Annotated in this window: 23 protein-coding genes and 1 pseudogene; 16 read left to right on the top strand and 8 right to left on the bottom strand. The window is 57.7% G+C overall.

Going from position 1 to position 23546, the window contains the following annotated elements:
* Positions 1-283 (bottom strand): annotated as a pseudogene (locus tag D1Y84_RS00830) (hypothetical protein); the annotation flags it as partial.
* Between D1Y84_RS00830 and D1Y84_RS17785 the strand changes: the two are divergent.
* Positions 276-434: a hypothetical protein gene (locus tag D1Y84_RS17785; RefSeq protein WP_158615241.1), complete on the top strand. Its 159-nt coding sequence runs from the start codon at positions 276-278 to the stop codon at positions 432-434. The pseudogene D1Y84_RS00830 and the gene D1Y84_RS17785 overlap by 8 nt on opposite strands.
* On the opposite strand, the gene D1Y84_RS00825 is transcribed toward D1Y84_RS17785, so the two are convergent.
* The 4 genes from D1Y84_RS00825 to D1Y84_RS00810 form a co-directional block, all read right to left on the bottom strand.
* Positions 431-1261 (bottom strand): hypothetical protein, encoded by an 831-nt coding sequence (locus D1Y84_RS00825; RefSeq protein ID WP_199726324.1) that lies wholly within the window; start codon positions 1259-1261, stop codon positions 431-433. The genes D1Y84_RS17785 and D1Y84_RS00825 overlap by 4 nt on opposite strands.
* 146 nt (positions 1262-1407) lie before the next feature.
* Positions 1408-2310, bottom strand: a complete 903-nt coding sequence (locus tag D1Y84_RS00820; RefSeq protein ID WP_124846780.1) for a hypothetical protein — start codon at positions 2308-2310, stop codon at positions 1408-1410.
* The gene (locus D1Y84_RS00815) at positions 2307-3617 is read right to left on the bottom strand and encodes a TrbI/VirB10 family protein (RefSeq protein WP_370245681.1); all 1311 of its coding nucleotides are present in this window, start codon (positions 3615-3617) and stop codon (positions 2307-2309) included. The genes D1Y84_RS00820 and D1Y84_RS00815 overlap by 4 nt, the downstream gene beginning before the upstream one ends.
* Positions 3617-4327 carry a TrbG/VirB9 family P-type conjugative transfer protein gene (locus D1Y84_RS00810; protein ID WP_124846827.1) on the bottom strand — a complete coding sequence of 237 codons (711 nt, stop codon included), beginning with the start codon at positions 4325-4327 and terminating at the stop codon, positions 3617-3619. The genes D1Y84_RS00815 and D1Y84_RS00810 overlap by 1 nt, the downstream gene beginning before the upstream one ends.
* A 58-nt stretch (positions 4328-4385) precedes the next feature.
* Between D1Y84_RS00810 and D1Y84_RS00805 the strand changes: the two genes are divergently transcribed.
* From D1Y84_RS00805 to D1Y84_RS00790, 4 genes are all read left to right on the top strand, one after another.
* The gene (locus D1Y84_RS00805; RefSeq protein WP_233580924.1) at positions 4386-5117 is read left to right on the top strand and encodes a TrbG/VirB9 family P-type conjugative transfer protein; all 732 of its coding nucleotides are present in this window, start codon (positions 4386-4388) and stop codon (positions 5115-5117) included.
* Positions 5117-6412, top strand: a complete 1296-nt coding sequence (locus D1Y84_RS00800) for a TrbI/VirB10 family protein (protein ID WP_124846781.1) — start codon at positions 5117-5119, stop codon at positions 6410-6412. Before D1Y84_RS00805 ends, D1Y84_RS00800 begins: the two co-directional genes overlap by 1 nt.
* 12 nt (positions 6413-6424) lie before the next feature.
* On the top strand, positions 6425-7327 hold the full coding sequence (locus tag D1Y84_RS00795) for a hypothetical protein (RefSeq protein ID WP_124846780.1): 903 nt from the start codon (positions 6425-6427) through the stop codon (positions 7325-7327).
* Between the two features lie 96 nt (positions 7328-7423).
* Positions 7424-8305 (top strand): hypothetical protein, encoded by an 882-nt coding sequence (locus tag D1Y84_RS00790; RefSeq protein ID WP_124846779.1) that lies wholly within the window; start codon positions 7424-7426, stop codon positions 8303-8305.
* Here the strand turns inward: D1Y84_RS00790 and D1Y84_RS17780 are convergent.
* Positions 8302-8460: a hypothetical protein gene (locus D1Y84_RS17780; protein WP_158615241.1), complete on the bottom strand. Its 159-nt coding sequence runs from the start codon at positions 8458-8460 to the stop codon at positions 8302-8304. The two genes, D1Y84_RS00790 and D1Y84_RS17780, sit on opposite strands and share 4 nt — an antisense overlap.
* On the opposite strand from D1Y84_RS17780, the gene D1Y84_RS00785 reads away from it, so the two are divergent.
* The 8 genes from D1Y84_RS00785 (at position 8453) to D1Y84_RS00755 (ending at position 17706) form a co-directional block, all read left to right on the top strand.
* Positions 8453-9235 (top strand): VirB8/TrbF family protein, encoded by a 783-nt coding sequence (locus D1Y84_RS00785; protein ID WP_124846778.1) that lies wholly within the window; start codon positions 8453-8455, stop codon positions 9233-9235. The two genes, D1Y84_RS17780 and D1Y84_RS00785, sit on opposite strands and share 8 nt — an antisense overlap.
* The gene (locus tag D1Y84_RS00780) at positions 9232-10245 is read left to right on the top strand and encodes a CpaF family protein (protein WP_233580904.1); all 1014 of its coding nucleotides are present in this window, start codon (positions 9232-9234) and stop codon (positions 10243-10245) included. Before D1Y84_RS00785 ends, D1Y84_RS00780 begins: the two co-directional genes overlap by 4 nt.
* Positions 10246-10268: 23 nt before the next feature.
* Positions 10269-10553, top strand: a complete 285-nt coding sequence (locus tag D1Y84_RS00775; protein WP_124846777.1) for a hypothetical protein — start codon at positions 10269-10271, stop codon at positions 10551-10553.
* A 294-nt stretch (positions 10554-10847) separates the two neighbouring features.
* A complete protein-coding gene (locus D1Y84_RS00770; protein ID WP_124846776.1) occupies positions 10848-11243 on the top strand; it encodes a hypothetical protein in 396 nt (131 codons plus the stop codon).
* A 3-nt stretch (positions 11244-11246) separates the two neighbouring features.
* Positions 11247-11843 carry a hypothetical protein gene (locus D1Y84_RS18265; protein WP_233580917.1) on the top strand — a complete coding sequence of 199 codons (597 nt, stop codon included), beginning with the start codon at positions 11247-11249 and terminating at the stop codon, positions 11841-11843.
* An 86-nt stretch (positions 11844-11929) separates the two neighbouring features.
* Positions 11930-13321: a type IV secretion system DNA-binding domain-containing protein gene (locus tag D1Y84_RS00765; protein WP_233580915.1), complete on the top strand. Its 1392-nt coding sequence runs from the start codon at positions 11930-11932 to the stop codon at positions 13319-13321.
* Positions 13322-13339: 18 nt separating this feature from the next.
* Positions 13340-16969 carry a MobF family relaxase gene (gene mobF / locus D1Y84_RS00760; protein WP_124846826.1) on the top strand — a complete coding sequence of 1210 codons (3630 nt, stop codon included), beginning with the start codon at positions 13340-13342 and terminating at the stop codon, positions 16967-16969.
* Between the two features lie 17 nt (positions 16970-16986).
* Entirely contained in the window at positions 16987-17706 is a 720-nt protein-coding gene (locus D1Y84_RS00755) for a hypothetical protein (RefSeq protein WP_124846825.1), read from the top strand.
* Positions 17707-18008: 302 nt separating this feature from the next.
* Here the strand turns inward: D1Y84_RS00755 and arsB are convergent, their stop codons facing one another.
* Both arsB and D1Y84_RS00745 read right to left on the bottom strand, forming a co-directional pair.
* Entirely contained in the window at positions 18009-19130 is a 1122-nt protein-coding gene (arsB, locus tag D1Y84_RS00750) for an ACR3 family arsenite efflux transporter (protein WP_124846824.1), read from the bottom strand.
* Entirely contained in the window at positions 19130-19543 is a 414-nt protein-coding gene (locus tag D1Y84_RS00745; RefSeq protein ID WP_124846823.1) for a metalloregulator ArsR/SmtB family transcription factor, read from the bottom strand. The genes arsB and D1Y84_RS00745 overlap by 1 nt, the downstream gene beginning before the upstream one ends.
* A 75-nt stretch (positions 19544-19618) precedes the next feature.
* Here D1Y84_RS00745 and arsM point away from each other — a divergent pair, with 75 nt between their 5' ends.
* The 3 genes from arsM (at position 19619) to D1Y84_RS00725 (ending at position 23521) form a co-directional block, all read left to right on the top strand.
* Positions 19619-20503, top strand: a complete 885-nt coding sequence (gene arsM / locus D1Y84_RS00740; RefSeq protein ID WP_124846822.1) for an arsenite methyltransferase — start codon at positions 19619-19621, stop codon at positions 20501-20503.
* Positions 20504-20518: 15 nt separating this feature from the next.
* Positions 20519-20932 (top strand): low molecular weight phosphatase family protein, encoded by a 414-nt coding sequence (locus D1Y84_RS00735; protein ID WP_124846821.1) that lies wholly within the window; start codon positions 20519-20521, stop codon positions 20930-20932.
* Positions 20933-21760: 828 nt separating this feature from the next.
* Positions 21761-23521 (top strand): multicopper oxidase family protein, encoded by a 1761-nt coding sequence (locus tag D1Y84_RS00725; RefSeq protein WP_233580913.1) that lies wholly within the window; start codon positions 21761-21763, stop codon positions 23519-23521.
* Positions 23522-23546: the final 25 nt, after the last annotated feature.

The raw sequence follows: 23546 nt of genomic DNA, 5'->3' as shown, positions 1-23546 counted from the left end.
CGGATTTCACCTTCGCGTGGCTGTAGTTCAGGTCGGTGTACTGGATCGCCTGTGCCCTGCCCGCCTCATCAATGCGGATGTAGCGGTTGACGACCGGACGGTGCGAGACAGCGACCAAACCGCCGCACAACAACAGAGAGATACCTGCGAGTGCGCTGATCGCAATCTTTGCCATACTGCGCTCGCTATACTGCGCGGAATAAACCTGATTCCCAATCTTGTCGGCCTCGACGTGCTGCCTCGCCGTGAGCGTGCTACCGGGGATTGCGACGTGTGTGGACATTCGTATTCCTTTCCTGAATTGCGTGAACGGCTTTGTGTACTCGAACAATGGTGGAAACAAAGACGATGAAGAGCACGGCCAGCGTCAACATGCGGACTGGCCAGGGGGCGCGTCGGTAGAGCACGATGAGAAACAGCATGGCGACTCCTAAAGACCTAATGCTGCGGCTGTGGCCGCCCTATTAGCCATCTCCCCAGCCCTCCCAGCCAGTCCAGCTCCACCGCCGAAAATCATCTGCGTGACGCTTGGGATAAGGAACATATTGAGGATGAAAGCAACGAAGATCGTAGTGAACGGAATGAGATTCGCGAGCCACATGGCAACGCTGTAATCACCGTGGAAGGTCTGCGTCATAAAGCCCATGAGGAATTGAGACCAGACGTAGATAAAGGCAGCTGCAACGGCGCGAATCATCGCGAGGGACAAAAGCACCTCAACGAAGTGCAGGAACTTACCACGGAATGTCTCAGTCAAGTACAGGGGAACCATCAGTGGGCCGAACAAAGCGGCCACGGCATAGAAGATGAATCCACTGCAATTGATGAGGAAGATGATGCCCGAAGCGAGCCCGAGCAGACCTTCGACGTAGTAGTAGCAAATGGTCTCCATCGGGGCGAGGATTGTGGGCATGGGCGTGTTGTGGCCCGCATCCGCCAGCAGTGCCGTCAACTGGTTCAACTGTGCTTGGTCAAGGATCTGTGAAATAGCAGCGGCAATGTAGGAGAACATGCGATTGAAGCCGAAGCTCGCACCTGGGAGATTGTTGACCCAGTAGTGTTCCACCACGAGGCAGAAAAGGAATCTGAATAGGAAGGTGCGCAGCTCATCCAAACTGACGGTGCGATGCCCTCCGAGATGCACCGACCATGACGACATCCGTACAGCGATGCCAATAAGGATCATGGTCGCAATGAAGGTGAGTAGGATCATCCCGAAGTTCGACAGGGCTCCACCGTTCTGCGTCGTGAGGTTCGTCAAATCCTGGGTGAACTGGGAGAGCCAATCGACCGCTCCGGGTGTGGGTTCATAGGGTCACTCTCACGCTTGAAATGTGGAACTTGTTGTTTCGGGTTGAAAGGCTAGGCGCTGAGAGGTCCAGCGCCAGCCCCAGTACCGCATCTGGCTCAGTAATAGGTGGTCCAGGTGGTCGATCCATTCCCCAGATACGTGGGATTGTTCGCCTGCTGGGTGTACTTGAAGTCCGCGTCGTTGATCGTCATCGAAGCGACGTTGCGCTTCTCCATGTTGGCGACCGCTGCCTGTGCCGCCATGCACGCGTGGATTTGCCCCTGCGCGTGCTCTTCTTCCGCACGTTGGGAGTTGGAGACGTTCAACAAATTGAGCTGTTCGACCTCGCTGTTGGTCGCGTCGCTTGTGTCGTAGACCGACGTGTTGAGGGCGGTATTAGCTGCTAAATTGGCCGTTCTGCTGGCTTGGTATGCTCCGCTTGCTGCGAGGCATTGGCTTGATGCAGCATCCATTGCCTCGATGTGGGCGAGGGTAGAAAGCCGCTGGCTTTGTCCAACGATTTCCCCGCTCCAGAAGCTCGAAGATGTACCAGAGATCGCGAGATTCATGATCTTCCAGACAAGGCTTGAGTTCTGAGATTGGCCGTTCAATTGAGATTGAAGACCAGCCGTTTCCCCGTAGGTATTCTGCACACTGCTGTGCAGTAGGGCGTTCTCTGCCGTACTCCAAATCTGCTTGGAATTGAAATACTTCAGGTTGTTGACGATGGTGTTGTAGGTGGTGACCGATTGCTGATAGATATTCAGCGCGGTTGTGGCCATTTTGTAGTCGTTGTCGAGCTGCTGGAGGAGCGTAAGGTTCGTCTGCGAACCTGCTGCAACCTCCTGGGCCTGGATCGCAAGTCCCTTCTCTTCATTGACGATCTGCTGAATGGCGTGAGCCGATTGGGTTGGATCAAAGGTGATGCCGCCGAACTGCGCGTGAGCTGGGACCGCCATTGCGAACGCGGCGATTCCGCTAACGAGAGTGAGACTGCGGGCTGCGGTGAGCTTCTTCATGGATGGAAACTCCTAAAGCGTCGGGTTGACGCGATGATCTGCGTAGGAGGGATGAGGATGTCTTTGCCGATGTAGACCCGCGCTCTCGAACCTTCCTTGAGCGTGATGATCGGCAGCCGATTGAGGAAGTGATTGAGTACCTGTTCGCCCTCCTGGCTGGTTTGCGAGGAGATGCCGTTGCGGATCTGGCTATCGGTTGTTAGAACGCTCCCGTTGTTGCCGATCTGCGCGAGTCCTCCCAGGCCCCCGATTGCGGCGGCAGCGGCAAACGCTTGCAGATAGCCATGGTCTACCTTGGTGGCAAGGCCGGTGGTCCCGATTTGATCGAGGCCAGCGTACTTGTCGATGTCGATGGAGAAGCCATCTGGGCAGACGGCACGGTGAAACACTACCGCGAGCTTGTGCTGCTGCTGATTCCCTACTGCTGTGACGGAGCCGATAAGCCGGGTCCCCTGAGGCAGGAGCAGGTTTTGCCGGTCGTGCGAGTAGTAGTCCGTGGTGAGCATGAGCAGGACCGGGCCTGCCATGCCGCCGTCTACGTGGTTGGTAACAACTCCCTCAAGAACGGTGCCCTCGAAGACGCGGTACAGCTTGCCTCCGTACTCATCGAAGTTGTACGCGGCCATCGCGTTCGTTTCCTTCTTTTCGCTTGGCCTGGAACCTTCCGGCACAGCCGGCGGCTCGCCGCCGCCGATGATCTGATTTGCTATGACGGTTGGCCCGGTGGAGGTCGGTACCTGGCTCGTCGGGATCTGGCCTGCCGATGTAGCCTCGTGGGTCTGGAAGTCAACAGCTACGGTGTCGCTGTTGAGGGCATCCACTCGGTGCTTCTCACGGTCTGCCGCCTTCTGTTTCGCCTGGGCGTGCGCCTCTGACTGGCCAGATGTCTGCCTGGGAGCATTTGCGCTTGTGCCGTAGATCGCGGCGCTCTGGGCCGGGGTCATGGGCGCTGTGCCGTCCGCTTCAGGCGGTGGGATAGGCTGTCCCATAGCCTGTTCTTGCGCCCGCATGCCCTGTTCCTGCGCGTTCATTGCTGCCATGGCCTGTTGAAGCTGGGCGTGCTCGGCGTCACTCTTCTGGAGCAATGCCTGCTGCTTCTGGAAGTTGCTTACCTGCTGCGTGTCGGCGGTAGACGGGCGAGCGGGCAGAGTGCTCTTAACAGCTTCCTGCTTGTGGCCGCTGCCGGTGATTACGTTGTAGGCAGTGGAAACCCCAATCAGGGCGACTGCTCCGGTCAAGGCAAGAACGATGGGCAAGGTCTTGCCGATAGGCGGCTTTGTGGATGGTGCTACCGGGACGGTTCCCATTAGTTGTTCTCCTGGCGGTGAAACTCAACCTTGGACTTGCCGATGGCGACGTAACCGTTCTGCAGGAGCTTGGGAACGGTGTAGAGGCCGTTTTCGAACTGGAAGTTGATGAGCGAGCCTTTCTTGTCCTTCAGCTCGTAGACCACCGGGGGCTCTTCAAACTTGCCCTGGATGTAGGTGAACTTTCCGTCATCCCAGATTTGCCGCACACCCAAAGCCTTCGCCTTCGGCTGGTCCCAGCTGTAATCGAAATGCAGGTTGCTGGGGTAGGTGCTCTGATACTTCTCCTGAGCGATTTCGGCCGTCTTTTTGTCGGCTGCTGCTGCGGCCTTCGCTTGGGCGACTTCCCTTTCGAGCCGGTCTTCCTTCTCCTTCACCTCTGCCGCTGGGAGGAATACCGGAGCATCGGCCATCTTCTTCTGGGCGTCCTGGTCGGTCTGCACCAGGAACACGGTGGCATCGAAGCCTCCGGCCTGGTCTGCCGACACCTCTTTCAGCTCAAGGGTGTAGTCGTTGCCGTGATCGGAGATGATGTGGACGTTGGTGCTGCTCTTCGCCGCCGCTGCCTTGGGTTTCACGCTCACGAAGCGGCTGGCGACGTGACCGGCATTGAAAATCCAGTCGTCGGTGTTTCCGCCGAAGATCGTGGCGACCTTCTCCTCCGCTGGAAGCTCAAGGAGCGTCGATTCATTGAGAAGGGTCCGAATCACCGGAGCGTCGCGTCTCTACCTCATCTGGAGCCTTCTGTTGGGCATGGAGGCTGTGCAGGTGAGCGCCAAAGAACGCGCCGGTGATTCGGACCCTCTCAATGAATCGACGCTCCTTGAGCTTCCAGCGGAGGAGAAGGTCGCCACGATCTTCGGCGGAAACACCGACGACTGGATTTTCAATGCCGGTCACGTCGCCAGCCGCTTCGTGAGCGTGAAACCCAAGGCAGCGGCGGCGAAGAGCAGCACCAACGTCCACATCATCTCCGATCACGGCAACGACTACACCCTTGAGCTGAAAGAGGTGTCGGCAGACCAGGCCGGAGGCTTCGATGCCACCGTGTTCCTGGTGCAGACCGACCAGGACGCCCAGAAGAAGATGGCCGATGCTCCGGTATTCCTCCCAGCGGCAGAGGTGAAGGAGAAGGAAGACCGGCTCGAAAGGGAAGTCGCCCAAGCGAAGGCCGCAGCAGCAGCCGACAAAAAGACGGCCGAAATCGCTCAGGAGAAGTATCAGAGCACCTACCCCAGCAACCTGCATTTCGATTACAGCTGGGACCAGCCGAAGGCGAAGGCTTTGGGTGTGCGGCAAATCTGGGATGACGGAAAGTTCACCTACATCCAGGGCAAGTTTGAAGAGCCCCCGGTGGTCTACGAGCTGAAGGACAAGAAAGGCTCGCTCATCAACTTCCAGTTCGAAAACGGCCTCTACACCGTTCCCAAGCTCCTGCAGAACGGTTACGTCGCCATCGGCAAGTCCAAGGTTGAGTTTCACCGCCAGGAGAACAACTAATGGGAACCGTCCCGGTAGCACCATCCACAAAGCCGCCTATCGGCAAGACCTTGCCCATCGTTCTTGCCTTGACCGGAGCAGTCGCCCTGATTGGGGTTTCCACTGCCTACAACGTAATCACCGGCAGCGGCCACAAGCAGGAAGCTGTTAAGAGCACTCTGCCCGCTCGCCCGTCTACCGCCGACACGCAGCAGGTAAGCAACTTCCAGAAGCAGCAGGCATTGCTCCAGAAGAGTGACGCCGAGCACGCCCAGCTTCAACAGGCCATGGCAGCAATGAACGCGCAGGAACAGGGCATGCGGGCGCAAGAACAGGCTATGGGACAGCCTATCCCACCGCCTGAAGCGGACGGCACAGCGCCCATGACCCCGGCCCAGAGCGCCGCGATCTACGGCACAAGCGCAAATGCTCCCAGGCAGACATCTGGCCAGTCAGAGGCGCACGCCCAGGCGAAACAGAAGGCGGCAGACCGTGAGAAGCACCGAGTGGATGCCCTCAACAGCGACACCGTAGCTGTTGACTTCCAGACCCACGAGGCTACATCGGCAGGCCAGATCCCGACGAGCCAGGTACCGACCTCCACCGGGCCAACCGTCATAGCAAATCAGATCATCGGCGGCGGCGAGCCGCCGGCTGTGCCGGAAGGTTCCAGGCCAAGCGAAAAGAAGGAAACGAACGCGATGGCCGCGTACAACTTCGATGAGTACGGAGGCAAGCTGTACCGCGTCTTCGAGGGCACCGTTCTTGAGGGAGTTGTTACCAACCACGTAGACGGCGGCATGGCAGGCCCGGTCCTGCTCATGCTCACCACGGACTACTACTCGCACGACCGGCAAAACCTGCTCCTGCCTCAGGGGACCCGGCTTATCGGCTCCGTCACAGCAGTAGGGAATCAGCAGCAGCACAAGCTCGCGGTAGTGTTTCACCGTGCCGTCTGCCCAGATGGCTTCTCCATCGACATCGACAAGTACGCTGGCCTCGATCAAATCGGGACCACCGGCCTTGCCACCAAGGTAGACCATGGCTATCTGCAAGCGTTTGCCGCTGCCGCCGCAATCGGGGGCCTGGGAGGACTCGCGCAGATCGGCAACAACGGGAGCGTTCTAACAACCGATAGCCAGATCCGCAACGGCATCTCCTCGCAAACCAGCCAGGAGGGCGAACAGGTACTCAATCACTTCCTCAATCGGCTGCCGATCATCACGCTCAAGGAAGGTTCGAGAGCGCGGGTCTACATCGGCAAAGACATCCTCATCCCCTCCTACGCAGATCATCGCGTCAACCCGACGCTTTAGGAGTTTCCATCCATGAAGAAGCTCACCGCAGCCCGCAGTCTCACTCTCGTTAGCGGAATCGCCGCGTTCGCAATGGCGGTCCCAGCTCACGCGCAGTTCGGCGGCATCACCTTTGATCCAACCCAATCGGCTCACGCCATTCAGCAGATCGTCAATGAAGAGAAGGGACTTGCGATCCAGGCCCAGGAGGTTGCAGCAGGTTCGCAGACGAACCTTACGCTCCTCCAGCAGCTCGACAACGACTACAAAATGGCCACAACCGCGCTGAATATCTATCAGCAATCGGTCACCACCTACAACACCATCGTCAACAACCTGAAGTATTTCAATTCCAAGCAGATTTGGAGTACGGCAGAGAACGCCCTACTGCACAGCAGTGTGCAGAATACCTACGGGGAAACGGCTGGTCTTCAATCTCAATTGAACGGCCAATCTCAGAACTCAAGCCTTGTCTGGAAGATCATGAATCTCGCGATCTCTGGTACATCTTCGAGCTTCTGGAGCGGGGAAATCGTTGGACAAAGCCAGCGGCTTTCTACCCTCGCCCACATCGAGGCAATGGATGCTGCATCAAGCCAATGCCTCGCAGCAAGCGGAGCATACCAAGCCAGCAGAACGGCCAATTTAGCAGCTAATACCGCCCTCAACACGTCGGTCTACGACACAAGCGACGCGACCAACAGCGAGGTCGAACAGCTCAATTTGTTGAACGTCTCCAACTCCCAACGTGCGGAAGAAGAGCACGCGCAGGGGCAAATCCACGCGTGCATGGCGGCACAGGCAGCGGTCGCCAACATGGAGAAGCGCAACGTCGCTTCGATGACGATCAACGACGCGGACTTCAAGTACACCCAGCAGGCGAACAATCCCACGTATCTGGGGAATGGATCGACCACCTGGACCACCTATTACTGAGCCAGATGCGGTACTGGGGCTGGCGCTGGACCTCTCAGCGCCTAGCCTTTCAACCCGAAACAACAAGTTCCACATTTCAAGCGTGAGAGTGACCCTATGAACCCCACACCCGGAGCGGTCGATTGGCTCTCCCAGTTCACCCAGGATTTGACGAACCTCACGACGCAGAACGGTGGAGCCCTGTCGAACTTCGGGATGATCCTACTCACCTTCATTGCGACCATGATCCTTATTGGCATCGCTGTACGGATGTCGTCATGGTCGGTGCATCTCGGAGGGCATCGCACCGTCAGTTTGGATGAGCTGCGCACCTTCCTATTCAGATTCCTTTTCTGCCTCGTGGTGGAACACTACTGGGTCAACAATCTCCCAGGTGCGAGCTTCGGCTTCAATCGCATGTTCTCCTACATTGCCGCTGCTATTTCACAGATCCTTGACCAAGCACAGTTGAACCAGTTGACGGCACTGCTGGCGGATGCGGGCCACAACACGCCCATGCCCACAATCCTCGCCCCGATGGAGACCATTTGCTACTACTACGTCGAAGGTCTGCTCGGGCTCGCTTCGGGCATCATCTTCCTCATCAATTGCAGTGGATTCATCTTCTATGCCGTGGCCGCTTTGTTCGGCCCACTGATGGTTCCCCTGTACTTGACTGAGACATTCCGTGGTAAGTTCCTGCACTTCGTTGAGGTGCTTTTGTCCCTCGCGATGATTCGCGCCGTTGCAGCTGCCTTTATCTACGTCTGGTCTCAATTCCTCATGGGCTTTATGACGCAGACCTTCCACGGTGATTACAGCGTTGCCATGTGGCTCGCGAATCTCATTCCGTTCACTACGATCTTCGTTGCTTTCATCCTCAATATGTTCCTTATCCCAAGCGTCACGCAGATGATTTTCGGCGGTGGAGCTGGACTGGCTGGGAGGGCTGGGGAGATGGCTAATAGGGCGGCCACAGCCGCAGCATTAGGTCTTTAGGAGTCGCCATGCTGTTTCTCATCGTGCTCTACCGACGCGCCCCCTGGCCAGTCCGCATGTTGACGCTGGCCGTGCTCTTCATCGTCTTTGTTTCCACCATTGTTCGAGTACACAAAGCCGTTCACGCAATTCAGGAAAGGAATACGAATGTCCACACACGTCGCAATCCCCGGTAGCACGCTCACGGCGAGGCAGCACGTCGAGGCCGACAAGATTGGGAATCAGGTTTATTCCGCGCAGTATAGCGAGCGCAGTATGGCAAAGATTGCGATCAGCGCACTCGCAGGTATCTCTCTGTTGTTGTGCGGCGGTTTGGTCGCTGTCTCGCACCGTCCGGTCGTCAACCGCTACATCCGCATTGATGAGGCGGGCAGGGCACAGGCGATCCAGTACACCGACCTGAACTACAGCCCACGCGAAGGTGAAATCCGCACCTATCTCACCGATTGGACTGGCTACCGACACACGATCAATCGCGAGACGATGGCGAAGAAGTACCCCATGAACTACTACTTTCTTTCCTCAGCTCTCGCCGCCCAGCTCATCGGCCAGGACAATGCGAACCACCTCATCACCCAGGTGACGAGCGGGCAGACGGAACAGAGCGAGGTGCAGGTCAACAATGTGACGATTACCTCGATGTCCCAGGAGAAGATTGAGAACACCATCCTCTCCCGAGGAACGGCCCTTGAGACCTTCGATCTCATCTACCCGATGCGGACCTCCAGCAAGCCGCGAACGGAGCACTGGATGGCTTCGTTCACCTACTATTTGAATCCCGCCCAGGTGAGCGAGCAGGCAAAGACAAACCCGCAATACGAGACGATCAATCCTCTCGGTTTGACCATCACCGAATTCCACGAGAACCGCGTCTCCGTAGATCCGCTTGTAGGCCAAGGCTCCACGTTCCGCCCAGAGGTGAGCCGGTGAGCGTTGAAAGCGGATGGGAGAAGGTTCTACCGTTCTTTTCGGACGACCTTCAGGCGTTAATTCTTGACCCGACTATCAGCGATTTGATGGTGAACGGAACGACTGGTGTCTATGCCGACCGGGGCGGTGTGATCGAGCACATTCCGGTAACGGATGCGTTCGATATTGAGCGACTTGAGGCAGGCATCAGGCGCGTAGCGAGACTGATGGGGCAAGATCTCACGAATCAGAACCCCATACTCAATACCCGGATGCCGGATGGCTCACGTGTGGCGGTGGTTGGAGCACCTTCCGCAATCGGCGGTCCATCACTCACTATCCGCAAATTCAACCAGTGGTTTACGACCGACCAACTCATAGAAATGGGAAGCCTCCCTAGGGAGGCGCGGGACAGAGTTGTCCAGTTCCTTATGCAGAAGAAGAACGGCATCATCGCTGGCGGTACAGGCTCAGGCAAAACAACGCTGATGAAAGCCATTCTCGACCACGTTCCTGTGACTGACCGGCTGATCGTGATTGAGCAGGTTGCAGAGCTTAGAGTGCTTCAGCCGAATGCCCTCCGCTGGGAAGCCGTTGACGCAATTCCCGGCCAGGTTGCGATCCTGCCGAGTGCGTTGTTGGCGGCTGCACTGCGACACCGGCCCGACCGCATTATCTTCGGCGAAATACGCGACGAGTGCGCCAACGATTTGTTGCAGGCAATGAACACAGGACACGGCGGAACGCTCACCACTCTGCACGCGAAATCAGCGTGGGATGCATTGAGCAGATTGTCGAACCTTGCCCTAAGCGCACGCCCGAATATCAATCACAGCTTTATCCGCTCGGAAACAGCCGATGCAATTGACTTCGTTCTGTACTGCGAACGCCTACCGAGTGGCAGGCGACGGGTACGAGAGCTTATCGCCGTCAACGGCTACGACTTTGCCACCCAGAGCTTCGAGACAGAAGACCTTTTCCGCGCTGACGACGCCACCGAAGCGACCACGAACCCCACCCACGCAGCATAACCAGAAGCCCGGAGGAACACAGAATGCCCCTGCTCGACATCAAGCAAGTCCGCAAAGTCACCATCACCTGCTCACTTGAAGAGTCAACCGCAATCCAGGTTGACCAGTATGCAGCCTTCGTCAAATGCCTTCCAGATGAGGTGGTTAACAAGGCACTTGAATACACCTTTGGCAAGGATTCCGACTTCCAGAAGTTCCGCTCGACCGACCCAAAGATCACCTCGCAGCTGCGGATCAAGAGGCCCGCCACGATGCCCACAGGAGCGCGGCGTGGGCCGAAGCCAGCCAACCACGTAGCTGCAGGCTGAAGTGCATTCCTGCGAGGGGCTGGCGCCCTTCGCAGGAAGTGACGCACGGCGTCACGGAACGGCAATAGCAAAATCAGCGGCAAGAACAGCAGCAGATGCAGCAGCAACGACAAGAGCAACAGCAACGGCATGCGCTTCGCACATGGAGAAGATGACACTCCATCCCTTCCAGGGTTGAGTTTCAAGCTAAAACGAAAACGTATGTTATCGCGTTGAGCGACAACCACTTAGCCGCACATCGTTTGCATACGTTTTCGGAGCGAAAACATATGCAAACAGCGTTGAGGAGGGCAAATGGAAGCTATTGATGCAGCACCGGCACTGTCCTTAGAGGATCGTTTAGACCGCCGTAAAGGGCGGCCAACACGCAACAAGATGACTGGAGTGCGGTTTACGCAAACCGAAATGGCAGAGGTTGATCGCGCGGCTAACGACCAGGGAAAGCTGTTCGGAGAATGGGCGCGGGAGGTGCTTCTACGTGAGGCTCGCAACTCTCGCGGAGACGCACTATTTACCGAGATTGTAGCCACGCGGATGCTCTTGAATCTCGTGCTGAAACCCCTCGCCTGCGGGAAGGTAATGACCGCCGAAGAGTTCAGCGGCGTGCTCACAACCGTGCGGACAACGAAACACAAAGCAGCAACGGATGTGATGGAACAATACGCAGCCGCCGAACCGAAGGAGCGTTAGACAATGGCAAGCCAATGGGGACGTAAAGAGACGGTTATCTGGCCTCCGCAAGTGCCGGTCTACACCATCGGCACGATGATTCTTTCCGTGCCAATCGTCATGTGTTTGCTTCTCGGGATGTACTTTACAAAGCCATTCCTCGCCCGTGAATACACCGGCGACTTCCTCAAAAGCGCAGCCGGGGCGCAGTTCAAGATGCACAGTTCCTTCCGTCTGATTTTTCTCCAAGGCGGGAAGAAAGCGCCCCGGGTGGCACAGCACCAGGACTTTGTTCCAGGCTCGACAATCCTTCCAAACGGGAAGGAGCTGAACGTCCAGTTGTCGCCTGCGGCAACAGCCGAAGGCTACACGACCTTTGTTCGCGCCCCGGAACGCAAGATGTCAGACGACGCCCTTTATGGATGGTTCAAGGCCGCGATCTTCGGAGGTGACGATGTTCTCAGCGCCTACGGTCTAGCCGTCGGGGAGGCGGCAATGGTGGTGATCTTTCTTCTGTGCTTCGCTGTGCCGCTGGACTTCAAACGGGGCAAGAAAATGAAATACGGGCGGCTGCTACGCGGGCCGGTGATGTCGGCCCCAAGCAATTCAACGCCATTCTGAAAGGGGAGGGGCTGGGGATTCGGACCGATGAAAGAGGCGTCATCATCCGTCTTCCGCTGCGTTCGGAAGCCAAGCATGTTCAGGTGATGGGCGATACCGGCGTAGGGAAAACGACCCTACTAATTCAGATGCTTGGACAGATTGAAGACCGCGGGGAATCGGCCATTGTGTACGACCCGGCAGGCGAGTACATCCAGCGTTTCTACCGTGAAGACCGGAACGATGTGATTCTGAATCCCCTAGACGCTCGTTCCTTTTATTGGTCGCCATCGTCCGAGTTGCGTACCCCGGCAGAGGCTCGCACCATCGCCGCGTCCCTGTACCAGCCAGCGGACGGCAAGCCCGGTGAGTTCTTTACCGAGACCCCGCAAAAGATATTCGCTCACCTGATGAAGTACCGTCCTTCGTCTCAGGACTTGGTTTCGTGGATGTCGAACCCGGACGAAATCGACCGCCGCGTAGAGGGTACGGAGCTGGAGGCGTTTATCTCGAAAGACGCTCCCGATCAGCGACAAGGCGTACTCGGTTCCCTGGGTCTCATAGCCGACAGCTTGCGACTCCTGCCCACCAAGGAGCAGGCCCACGGTAAGGAGTGGAGCGCTACGGCGTGGTCCGAAAAACGGGAAGGATGGATCTTCCTCACCGGCACCGAGGCCGAGCAGGAAGCGCTTCGCCCGCTCCAATCGCTTTGGATCGACTTGCTCATTCTTCGCTTGCTCACGCTGCCCCAGCCAGGACAGAAACGGGCATGGTTTGTCCTTGACGAGCTCGCCACCTTACAGAAGTTGCCGCAGTTCCACGCCGCATTGACCAAAGGCCGCAAGAGCGACAACCCCATCATCTTCGGCTACCAGGGCAAGGCCCAGCTAGAGGTGATCTACGGCCATCTTGCGGAGGTGATGTTGTCCCAACCGGCTTCCAAGTTCGTTCTCAAGACCGCCGAGCCAAAGGCCGCAAAGTGGGCTTCCGAGCTAATCGGAGACATCGAGATTGAGCGCGTTCGGGAGACCGTCGCGGACGGCAAGCGGGCAGGCAAGAGCTTCACCATGGACCGGCAGATCGAGCCATTGGTCATGAGTTCGGAGATTGCTGGACTTGAAGACCTCCATGCTTTTCTAAAGCTGGGAAACAACGTCACACGGTTCAGCTTCCCCCACATGGACCGGCCCCTTATCGCGCCGTCTTTCGTCGCCCGTGACATTCCAGAAGGCGATATGTGGCTAAATCCTCTCGCCCCTGCGAAGCCAAAACCAGAACCGTCGCCCGTGCCGGCCGCCGCCGCTCTGCAGGTAGCGATCGCGCCCTCCAAGGCGACCGAAGCCGTCACGGAACCCCCGAGCGCCACGCCAGCAGCGAAGAAGAAAGCCCCGCCAGTCACGACGGAGCCGACCGTCAGTCCAATGCCCCTACCCGAGAACGTGCCCGCCTTTGGACCGCCAGAGATGGTCACAGCCACCCATCCCAGTAGCGATCTATAGACCAGGAAGGAGGACTCCATGCTCACTATTTCCAAGGCCCTCAATTCAGGCCAGGCACAGACCTATCACCACATGGAGTTCACCTCCAGCACCCAGAGCTATTACAAACAAGACGGCGCGGTAGCGGGCGAATGGCAAGGCCAGCTCGCATCGGAAATGGGCCTCGCCGGTGCAGTCAATCCCGAGCATTTCACGCGTCTGACGGAAGGCCAGCATCCCGAAACCGGCGAGCAGATGGTGAAGCATCGGACCGCCCAGGACTACAAAAATCCAGACGGATCGACCACCAGCGCGGTCGAGCATCGTGCAGGTTGGGACGCCACTTTTTCGGCGCCCAAATCGGTGTCCCTTACAGCTTTAGTGGGCGGCGACGAACGAGTCCGGGAGGCACACGCGACCGCCGTGACCGCCGCCGTCGCCGAGCTGGAGCGCTATACCCAGGCCAGGATTGGCGGTAACAACCCAGCCGAAACCACTGGCAAATTCATTGCTGCAAAGTTCGAGCACGACACCGCCCGCCCCGTCGAAGGTTACGCGGCTCCCCAACTCCATACCCACGTCTTCATCATGAATGTGACCGAGCGGGAGGACGGTACAACCCGCGCCCTTCAGGAACGGGGCATGTTCGACACCCAGAACTATGCGACCGCCGTGTATCAATCGGTGCTCACGTACAAGCTTCGCGACCTGGGGTATGACATCGAGGCGGGAAAGAGTGGAGCGCCCGAAATCAAGGGCTACTCTCAGGACTATTTAGACGCTTCCAGCCCCCGGTCCCAGCAGATCAAAGAGCATCTTGCGAAGACCGGCTACACCGGAGCGGAAGCGTCCCAGATTGCCGCCCACGCAACCCGCGACAAGAAAGTCATTCTCTCCCCCGAGCAGGTTTTAGAGGCCCATCGGACCATGGCCGTATCGTTCGGCAACCAGCCGGAAACAATCGTGGCCCAGGCTCGACAGCGACCCCAGACACAAAACCGGGCACCCGAGCAGGAAGCCAGGGCAAAAGAAGCCGTTACCTACGCACGGAGTAGCAATTTCGAGCGGGAGGCCGTCATCGACGAGCGGACCCTGATGCGGGATGCGCTTCGCCGGGGCATGGGGGAAACCACCTTCGCCCACGTCAGAGCCGAGTTCGACAGCCGCCACAAAGAGGGAGATTTCCGGCAGCTCAAGAGTGAAAAACACGCCACAGGCCGCAGCTTCACAACACCGGAGACCATCGCCAACGAGCGGGCGAACGTGCGTTATGTGATGGCAGGACAGAACACAGTCGAGCCGATCATGAACCAGGAGCAGGCCGCAGCTCAGGCCGGAACACGCAAGTTTCTAAATGAAGCCCAAAGGGGCGTCATCGCCGATGTCCTTACGTCCCCCGACCGCATCCACGGTGTGCAGGGACTCGCAGGAACCGGCAAGACAACGGTACTTGCCAGCATTCGTGAAGGCGCTGAAACCAACGGCTACAAGGTCGAAGGTTTCGCGCCCACGTCCCGCGCAGCCGGACAGCTTCGAGAGGAAGGAATCGAAGCCACGACGCTGCAAAGTTTCCTTGCCCGAGGCAAGAACCACCCGAGCGCCACAATTACCAGCCCACATCTCTACATGCTGGACGAGTCCAGCCTTGCCAGCACCAGACAGATGCGGGCCTTCCTCGAAAAGATCAAGCCCGAGGACCGCGTTCTGGTGATTGGAGACACCGCCCAGCATCAGGGCGTGGACGCGGGCCGACCCTTCCAGCAGATGCAGGAGGCGGGGATGCGGACCTCGCAGCTGGACCAGATTGTGCGCCAGCGCAAGAACCCCGCATTACTGGAAGCCGTTAACCATCTCGCCAAAGGAGAGACCGAGAAGGGCATCGAGATGCTCGCCCAGCAGGGCCGGATTACACAGGTTGCAGACCCCATCGAGCGCATCGCCGCCATTGCCAGGGACTACGCCGCGAACCCGGAGCGGACCATCATCGTGTCCCCCGACAACCGCAGCCGCCAGCAGATCAATCATGCTGTCAGGGTCGAATTGCAGGAGGCCGGAAAGCTGGGAACGGAGCAAAAGACGTTCTCTGTTCTGGCTCACCGTTCCGATATGACCGGCGCGGATCGAGAGTGGGCGGCACGGTACAAAGCAGGCGACATCCTCAAATACGAGAAGGGCAGCAAGGCCCAGGGCATACCTCAGAACAGCACCGCCGTTGTGCTTTCCTCAGATGCCAGGAACAATACCGTAACCGTCCAGCAGGACGGCGGCAAGGCCATCACCTACGACCCCAAGCGCCTGAAAGGTGTGAACGCCTACATCGAGACGGATAAGCAGTTTGCGACCGGCGATCGGATTCAGTTCACCGCCAAGGACAAGGATTTAGGCGTCAGCAACCGAGATCTAGGCACCATCACCAAGCTCGGAACCGGACAGGTTACCGTCCAGATGGACGGCAAGACCGAGCGCATTGTCCAGTTCGACCCGGCCAAAATGAGGCACTTCGACCACGGCTATGCCGTTACCTCCCACGTCTCGCAAGGACTCACCGAGGGCCGCGTTATCGCCAACATCGACACCGATTCGGCCCGGTCTCTGATCAACACCCGGCTCGCCTATGTCGCGGTCTCGCGTGCGGAACATGACGCAAGGATCTACACCAACGACGCGGACGGCCTTGGAGCTCGGCTGGCAACCGATGTCAGCAAGACATCAGCCGTGGACTTTCGACAGAGTTCCCCCGACCCAGCTCCGCAGAAACACGGCGTCGTCCAGGTCCAAGAGTATGCCGACCCGAACCACCGCCTTGCGGCGGTTGCCCTTGCTTACGCAGAGCATCCTTCCAACAGCGTCGTCATCGCTAAAAACCCCGCCGAGCGCCGCGAGCTGAATCAACTCATCCGCGCCGACCTCCAGGCGTTGGGGATCGTCGCGCCGGATAGTAAGGTCCTGCCCGTTCACGTCGAGAAGGAGTTGGCGAATCCCAAGCTGGCCGCACAGTATGCCCAAGGCGACATCATCCAATACCGGCAAGGAAGCCCCAACCTTGAAGGGATTCCAAAAGACAGCGCCGCCGTCGTCATCTCGACCGACCCGAGAAACAACAAGCTCACCGTTCAGACGTCGAACGGCGACGAGGTGATCTACAGCCCTCACCTCACCAGGACCATGACGGCCCAGAGCAGGGTCTACCGCGAGGAACACCAGGAATTCGCCCAGGGTGATCGAGTCCGCATAACCGAACCTAACTCCTCCCAGGGCATCCGAAAAGGCGACTTCGGCACCGTCACCGCCATCGGAGATACCCTAGAAGTACGTCTCGACAAGGGCGAAAGCGTGCAACTGACCAAAGAACAAGCGAAGCACATCGAACATGGCTATGCCGTTGACAGCCTCAAGACGGGTGCTCCAGACAGAGTTCTTATCAGCCAGGACGGATCGTTCCAAACTACATCCGAGTCCATTTCCCTCTCCCGCACAGGGCGGGAGGTAAGCGTCTATACGTCGGATGGATCAGCTCAGACAAACGCTGTAGCTCCCACCATTGCACTGCCGGAACAACTGAAGACTGCAATGCCCGCACCAGCTCAGCAACAAAGCGAAGCTCCTTCCCACGCCCTCGCGCCGGAACAGGCTTCAGTTGTCCAGCATCGCCACAGCCGTGGGCGCTAACCCCGAAAGGTTCAACTATGCGTTTCCTGCCCCCCGCCCGCGTCCTCATCACCGCTTCACTTGTCTGTGCAATGGCTCCTGCCCCGGCCTTTTGCGCTCCAACCAAACGAGAGCTTCGTGACCAGCTCGTAGCTATGTACCCACTCACCAGGGTAGGAATGAACGGTCTAGCCGGTTTCGACTACACCCGCGTCACTGAGCCGGGACCGATTTTCGCCGTTCGGCTTCCCGGCATCTATGCCGACGTTGCAAACACCAAGAACGCCATCATCGAGACAAATTACACAAACGGCCAAATCACTCAAGCGACCGGCTTTGCCGCCGCTTTTGGCGGTAACACGAGCCACTCGCGCACCCTTGCTCCGAATGAGAAGGTCTATGTCATGCAAATCTTGCCGAGGCACGATGCGGTTCTCTTTGATTTGCTCACGGTCGATGTCGCAACACTAGGAGATGGACGGGGAACCCGCTACAGAGCCGAATTGAACGTGAAGCTCCCAGGTTTGGACACAATGACGCCCGAGGATATGAAGAAGACCATCGACACCGTACTTACAGACCCGGCCACTGCCTCAGCCGTCGAGAGCAAGACCATCAAGTTGGGCATGAGCCCGGCCCAGGTGAAGCAGTCCTTGGGCAATCCAGAGAAGATTGTGGATCTCGGGGCGAAACAGATGTACGTCTACAAGGATATGAAAGTGGTGTTCGTGAACAACCAAGTTTCTGATGTCCAGTAGCCCGCTCATTTAGTGGGCCACCTTTTCAGCTAGCTATCTAGGATCAAATCCATGATGTTCGTCGTCGAGGGCTGGGGGAATGTGGAAGAGGCCGGCTGTACCGGCCTCTTCCAAGGAGCGTTGCGAAGGCTGGGACAGTTTCACCGTTCCAGGCTTTGCAGGGCTCCGGCATTTCCACGGCCTTTGTCTATGTCGCCCAAAATGTCGTGATACCATCTGACGTAAACTATTCATAATAAAGAATTTATGTCCGATAAGCAGGATTCTGTATAGTGAATCGCGGGGATAATTATCAGACGCGGCTATGGAGCATCTTCGACAGGATGAACCTGAAACGCCTTCAGTTCTGAACTGAAGTATCGCCGCCTCATCCAGAACGCAACGTTGACCAAGCCAATCAGTGCCGGAACCTCGATGAGTGGGCCAACCACTCCGACAAAGGCCTCCCCCGAGTTCAACCCAAAGACGGCGACCGCGACGGCTATCGCCAATTCGAAATTGTTGCCCGCTGCCGTAAAAGAAAGCGTGGCCGACTGCGCGTAGTCGGCACCGAGCTTTTTGCCCATCCAAAAGCTCACCAGAAACATGATGAGGAAGTAAATGATGAGCGGGATCGCGATCTTAACCACGTCAAGCGGCAGTCGCACGATGAGGTCGCCTTTTAGCGAGAACATGACCAGGATCGTGAAGAGCAACGCGATCAGGGTGAAAGGGCTGATGCGCGGGATGAAGCGGGTTCGATACCACTCCTCACCCTTCGCCTGGATCAGCACGTACCGAGTGATGAAGCCAGCAACGAACGGAACTCCCAGGTAGAGGCCCACGCTCTTTGCAATCTGGCCGATCCCGATAGGAACGACACTTCCCTCCAGGCCAAACCACTTCGGAAGAACGGTCAGGAAGACCCAGGCGTAAAGGCTATAGAAGAGAACCTGAAAGACGCTGTTGATGGCTACAAGTCCGGCGACGTAATCCGTATCTCCTTCGGCAAGTTCATTCCAAACCAGAACCATCGCGATGCAGCGGGCGATGCCGATCAGGATCAAACCACGCATATAGGCAGGCTCGCCTTTGAGGAAAACGGTGGCCAGGAGGAACATGAGCACCGGCCCGATGATCCAATTCTGCACGAGCGACAGGCCTAGGACGCGCTTGTTGCGGAAGACCTCTCCCAGCTTCTCGTAGCGAACCTTGGCCAGCGGCGGGAACATCATGATGATGAGCCCGATCGCAATCGGAATGTTGGTCGTGCCAGTCTGAAAGCGGTTCACGAACCCTGCAGACGAGGGGACGAAGTGGCCGATGGCCACCCCGATGGCCATCCCCAGGAAGATCCAGAGCGTAAGGAATCGGTCGAGAAACGAGAGCTTCTTGCGGGCAACCGGAGCGCAGGCGCGCCCTTGAGTGATGGGAGCGGAAGACACTAGCAAACCTCACAGAGTGCAGCGTCAAGGGTTATCGGGAGCGGAGCGCCTTCGAGGAGGGCGTACTTCGATGGCGAACAGCAGGCTTTCGTGAGCCTCGCCTTGTCCGCCTGCATGGCCTTCTCTTCTTTTAACCAGCCGAGAGTCTGCTTCAGGATCTGAGCAGCACCGATGTGCGGCGGCATGACGATGCGATAGTGCATCCACTTGCTTTCCCGTCGTGCCGAGACTATTCCGGCGCTGCGGAGGTATGCGAGATGCCGGGAAATCTTCGGTTGAGGGCCGCCGAGGATTTCGACGAAGTAACAGACACAGATCTCCTGGTCGCCCATCAGGTTCAGCAGCCGAAGCCGCGTCTGATCGCCGAGAGCCTGAAAGAACCGTTCCACGTTGTACGCCTGTTTCGCTGCCATAGGTCATGTATACGCATTGACGTATGCGAACGCAAGCCATATAGTCGCCAAAGCAGATATCACTCGGAGGCGGTTATGTCGGAGCAGCTCTTGGATTCGGTGAAGTCGAAGTATGGAGCAGTAGCAGAGAGCACCCTATCGAACGACCATGCAGGCGTGAAGGCCGTTGCCGAAGCGTTCGGCTACAGTGCCGACGAGCTGACGTCCATCCCGGCAGGAGCCAATATGGGCTTATCCTGCGGAAATCCCACGGCAACGGCTCATCTGAGAGCTGGAGAGGTTGTGGTCGATCTAGGCTCGGGCGGCGGCCTCGACGTGTTTCTCGCCTCGAAGATGGTTGGTCCAGAGGGCCGGGCCATCGGCATCGACATGACCACGGCGATGATCGAGCGGGCGCATGAGAACGCGCACAAGGGCGGCTACACAAACGTTGAGTTCTTTCAGTCCACCATCGACCAGATTCCACTTCCGGACGCTTCGGTCGATTGTGTTATCTCGAATTGCGTCGTCAACCTTGCGCCGGACAAGCCAGCCGTTTTCCGTGAAATCGCCCGTGTTCTCAAGCCGGGAGGCCGCGTTGCAATCAGCGATATAGCGTTGAAGCACGATCTGCCTGAGGCGGTTGCTCAGAGCATGGCGGCTTACGTCGGCTGCATCGCAGGGGCGATCCTGATTGACGATTACCGCGAAGGCTTGCTCGCTGCTGGCTTCAAGCACGTAGAGATCGTAGACAGCGGAGCCGACCTCAACGCCTATGCCAAGGTCGAGAATCAGGCAGGTTGCTGCTCTCCAAGCATGGACGCGGGAAGCCCCTTCCAGGTCATTGAAGACGCTTGCTGTACTTCGGCATCCGTTGAGCCTTCCCTACACGAGGAGCTGACGACGCTCCTCTCGCAATACGACGTGAACGCCGCCGCAGCCAGCGTCAAGGTCTACGCCATCAAGCCCCAGGCGGTCTAGCAACTAAGGAGACCTATGAAAAACATCATTTTCGCCTGTGTTCACAATGCCGGTCGTTCCCAGATGGCGGCCGCTTTCTTCAATCAGCTTGCCGATCCACTCAAGGCGCGGGCAATCTCGGCCGGAACGCAGCCCGGTTTGCGCGTCCATCCCGAAGTCTTGGAGGTTATGAGGGAGGTTGGGATCGACCTAAGCGACACTAGACCTCAGAGGCTCACCGATGAGCTAGCCCGCGAGGCTCAGTTGCTTGTCACCATGGGGTGCGGCGATAAATGTCCTTACGTTCCCGGCCTACGCCGGGATGACTGGCCGCTTCGTGATCCAAAGGGCCTTCCTATTGAAGATGTAAGAACGGTACGGAACGACATTAGGAGCCGAGTGCAGACCCTTTTGGTTAACGAGGGATTGCATGCATCGCCGGGACACTAAGAGCGGCAAGCTTTGTCATGACTTAGGTGACCGCTCCCAGACTGCAGCAGGGTGAAGTCTGCGCAGCCGACGATCTAACGATGTGCGGCGAAATCAGCAAGCTGAGCTCATCCTTTGGGGATCGGCCCTTATATGGAGCGGCGGGTCCTTCGCCGCCTATTTTCTGGGGCCGATTCGTGGACGCATGGATCGTTAAAGCGAGCAGGCTCCATTCACAGTGAAGCCCACTTTGCTCGTTCATCCTATCGAAGTCTTAGTTTCGTTTGGTATCTGAAAAGCATCGATTTGAGCCAAGTGGCATCAAAGCGATTGAGAGTGGATACTATCTATATGCGTTTCCGGGCGACATTGGCGAGCTTACTGGCAGTGATACTACTGTCGCTCTCGCCCCTTGCGTCCGCTTGCCAGATCCACTGTGACCAGGCGAGTGCGGGAGCAAGCTGCCATTCCACAGCGGCGCACAGCTCTCCCCAAAGCAGTCATTCCATGTTGGCAATGCCCGGAATGGGCGAAAGTCAGGTTGCCGAAGCAATTCCAGGCTTGCCGGTTGTGTCGGGAGCTGCACAGAGTTGTCTTCATCACATCTGCGCCCAGCAACCTGTCTTGTTGAAGTCCGATGCGCAGGCATTTACCAGCCTTGACCTAAGCCATCAGGTTCCTCTCCTATATTTCCTACCGCAGGCGTATGCCGTACCAAGCGGCATTGTGCCGGTGAGAGGCCCACCACCTGTTCAAAGGGCTTCTCCGGTTTCTCTTCACACTACTCTCCGCACTTAATTCAGCGACCTCTCCTCACCGACCCTGTGTCGCTGGTAGGAGTGCGTCGCTTTGTTCCATTCTGTTTGGATCTCAGCACATCACTCCGTTTACCCAGAGACGCCAGAACTCTACGCCTCACTGTGTTTCCGGAGCTTTTACATGGCGAATCGCCGATCTTTTCTTCAAAGCACCTTCGGTCTGGGTGCGGGGCTCTTTGCAAGCCGCGCCGTAGCCGAAACAACTCATAACGAGTCTCATACTTCCAGCCAGGTTGCTGCTTCTGGAGGTTATCTAGGCACAAGCAGCGGCTCCCTTTCAAAGATCGATACGCGCGGCGGCGCGGTGAGAACTACCCCGGTCGTGACGACAGACGTAGGCGACCTCCCCTTTGAGATGGATGGCGACGTAAAGGTTTTTCGCCTAACGGCTCACGTTTTCAAGCAGCAGATCGCGCCTGATAAAACGATCGATGTCTGGGGCTTCAATGGCTCCGCACCTGGCCCGACGATCCAGGTTACGCAGGGCGATAAGGTACGGGTCATCTTCAAGAACGAATTGCCCGAGGCCAGTTCTCTTCACTGGCATGGATTTGAAGATCAGATCGGATACGACGGTATGCCCGGCATCAGCCAGGAGCCGGTCCGTCCCGGCCAGAGTTTTACGTACAACTTCCTCATCAAGCAGGAAGGAACCTACTTCTACCACTCGCATATGGCGATGCAGGAGCTTGCCGGAATGCTGGGCGCGTTTATCATGCACCCGCGAGTTCCCTACCGTCCTCATTGCGATAAAGATTTCGCGATCCATCTCCAGGAGTATGCGGTTCTCGCAAACTCGACTACTCCCAACACGATGATGATGGAGTTCAACTGGCTCTTGCTGAACGGTAAAGCAGGTCCGTTGGCCACGCCCCTCATCGTTCGTCAGGGCGACCGCGTAAGGATTCGCTTTGTAAACCTCGGCATGGATCATCATCCGATGCACATTCATGGGCACACCTTCTACACCACCGGTACTGAAGGGGGCCGCATACCGGAGACGGCCTGGTGGCCAGGCAACACAGTGCTCGTTGGAGTGGCCCAGACTCGGAACGTCGAGTTCGTCGCAGACAATCCGGGCGACTGGATGCTCCACTGCCATCTCCCGCACCACATGATGAACCAGATGGCCTCGCAGGCGGGTCCGATGACACGCATGGCAGGGTATCCGGGCGGCAAAGGATTGCGCGGGGACGACAGCCATGGACGGATTACCCCGCGCGGTGAGAACGGCGACGAGATGAAGGGCGACATGGCCGGAATGGGCATGGGTGGGATGAAAGGCATGGACATGAGTGCCCCGAAGCCTACCGGAGATCCAGCCATTCCCGCTGCATCACTCGGTGCTGGCACTCAAGCTACCGCTCCGGACGGTCCACTGGCGAACACCCATCTCGACGCCGGAATGATGGGCATGATGCAGGAGCAGAACAAGAAAGGCATCAAGCTCAGCCAGGAGCAGCAGCGCAATCTCGACGCCTTCGATATGGGCTCCGACAGCATGAAGGCCCAGATGGGCGAGACCTCTCCAAGTGCGAACAACGTCCCGAACTTTCCCCAGGATGCGTACATGGAAGGTCCGATGATGAACATGGACAAGCTGGTCGAGAAGCCTGAAAACCTTGGCCTTCGACCGAACTGGTCGCGATTTATGCAAGGCATGATGACGTTTATCCGGGTGCTTCCTCCGGAGCAGTACGACCAGGTTGTCTCTGCCATGCGCACTGCGAACCGGCCCAACGATCCCTATGTCTCCCTCTACGCCACTCCTCAAAAGGGTACGCGCGGCTAGACCTGAATCGAAGCACCGAAGTTTG

Source organism: Acidipila sp. EB88, from assembly GCF_003858395.1.
GTDB lineage: Bacteria > Acidobacteriota > Terriglobia > Terriglobales > Acidobacteriaceae > EB88.
The sequence above is the reverse complement of the archived record's forward strand: the minus strand, read 5'-3'. Positions and strand labels throughout refer to the sequence as shown.

What these genes read in the sequence shown, in the direction of transcription:
- D1Y84_RS00765 (WP_233580915.1), top strand. Translation starts at nt 11,930, where the DNA reads ATGGGCGATACCGGCGTAGGGAAAACGACCCTACTAATTCAGATGCTT.
- D1Y84_RS00795 (WP_124846780.1), top strand. Translation starts at nt 6,425, where the DNA reads ATGAAGAAGCTCACCGCAGCCCGCAGTCTCACTCTCGTTAGCGGAATC.
- D1Y84_RS00815 (WP_370245681.1), bottom strand. Translation starts at nt 3,617, where the DNA reads ATGGGAACCGTCCCGGTAGCACCATCCACAAAGCCGCCTATCGGCAAG.
- D1Y84_RS18265 (WP_233580917.1), top strand. Translation starts at nt 11,247, where the DNA reads ATGGCAAGCCAATGGGGACGTAAAGAGACGGTTATCTGGCCTCCGCAA.
- D1Y84_RS00775 (WP_124846777.1), top strand. Translation starts at nt 10,269, where the DNA reads ATGCCCCTGCTCGACATCAAGCAAGTCCGCAAAGTCACCATCACCTGC.
- D1Y84_RS00735 (WP_124846821.1), top strand. Translation starts at nt 20,519, where the DNA reads ATGAAAAACATCATTTTCGCCTGTGTTCACAATGCCGGTCGTTCCCAG.
- D1Y84_RS00820 (WP_124846780.1), bottom strand. Translation starts at nt 2,310, where the DNA reads ATGAAGAAGCTCACCGCAGCCCGCAGTCTCACTCTCGTTAGCGGAATC.
- arsM (WP_124846822.1), top strand. Translation starts at nt 19,619, where the DNA reads ATGTCGGAGCAGCTCTTGGATTCGGTGAAGTCGAAGTATGGAGCAGTA.
- D1Y84_RS00790 (WP_124846779.1), top strand. Translation starts at nt 7,424, where the DNA reads ATGAACCCCACACCCGGAGCGGTCGATTGGCTCTCCCAGTTCACCCAG.
- mobF (WP_124846826.1), top strand. Translation starts at nt 13,340, where the DNA reads ATGCTCACTATTTCCAAGGCCCTCAATTCAGGCCAGGCACAGACCTAT.
- D1Y84_RS00800 (WP_124846781.1), top strand. Translation starts at nt 5,117, where the DNA reads ATGGGAACCGTCCCGGTAGCACCATCCACAAAGCCGCCTATCGGCAAG.
- D1Y84_RS00745 (WP_124846823.1), bottom strand. Translation starts at nt 19,543, where the DNA reads ATGGCAGCGAAACAGGCGTACAACGTGGAACGGTTCTTTCAGGCTCTC.
- D1Y84_RS00755 (WP_124846825.1), top strand. Translation starts at nt 16,987, where the DNA reads ATGCGTTTCCTGCCCCCCGCCCGCGTCCTCATCACCGCTTCACTTGTC.
- D1Y84_RS00785 (WP_124846778.1), top strand. Translation starts at nt 8,453, where the DNA reads ATGTCCACACACGTCGCAATCCCCGGTAGCACGCTCACGGCGAGGCAG.
- D1Y84_RS00770 (WP_124846776.1), top strand. Translation starts at nt 10,848, where the DNA reads ATGGAAGCTATTGATGCAGCACCGGCACTGTCCTTAGAGGATCGTTTA.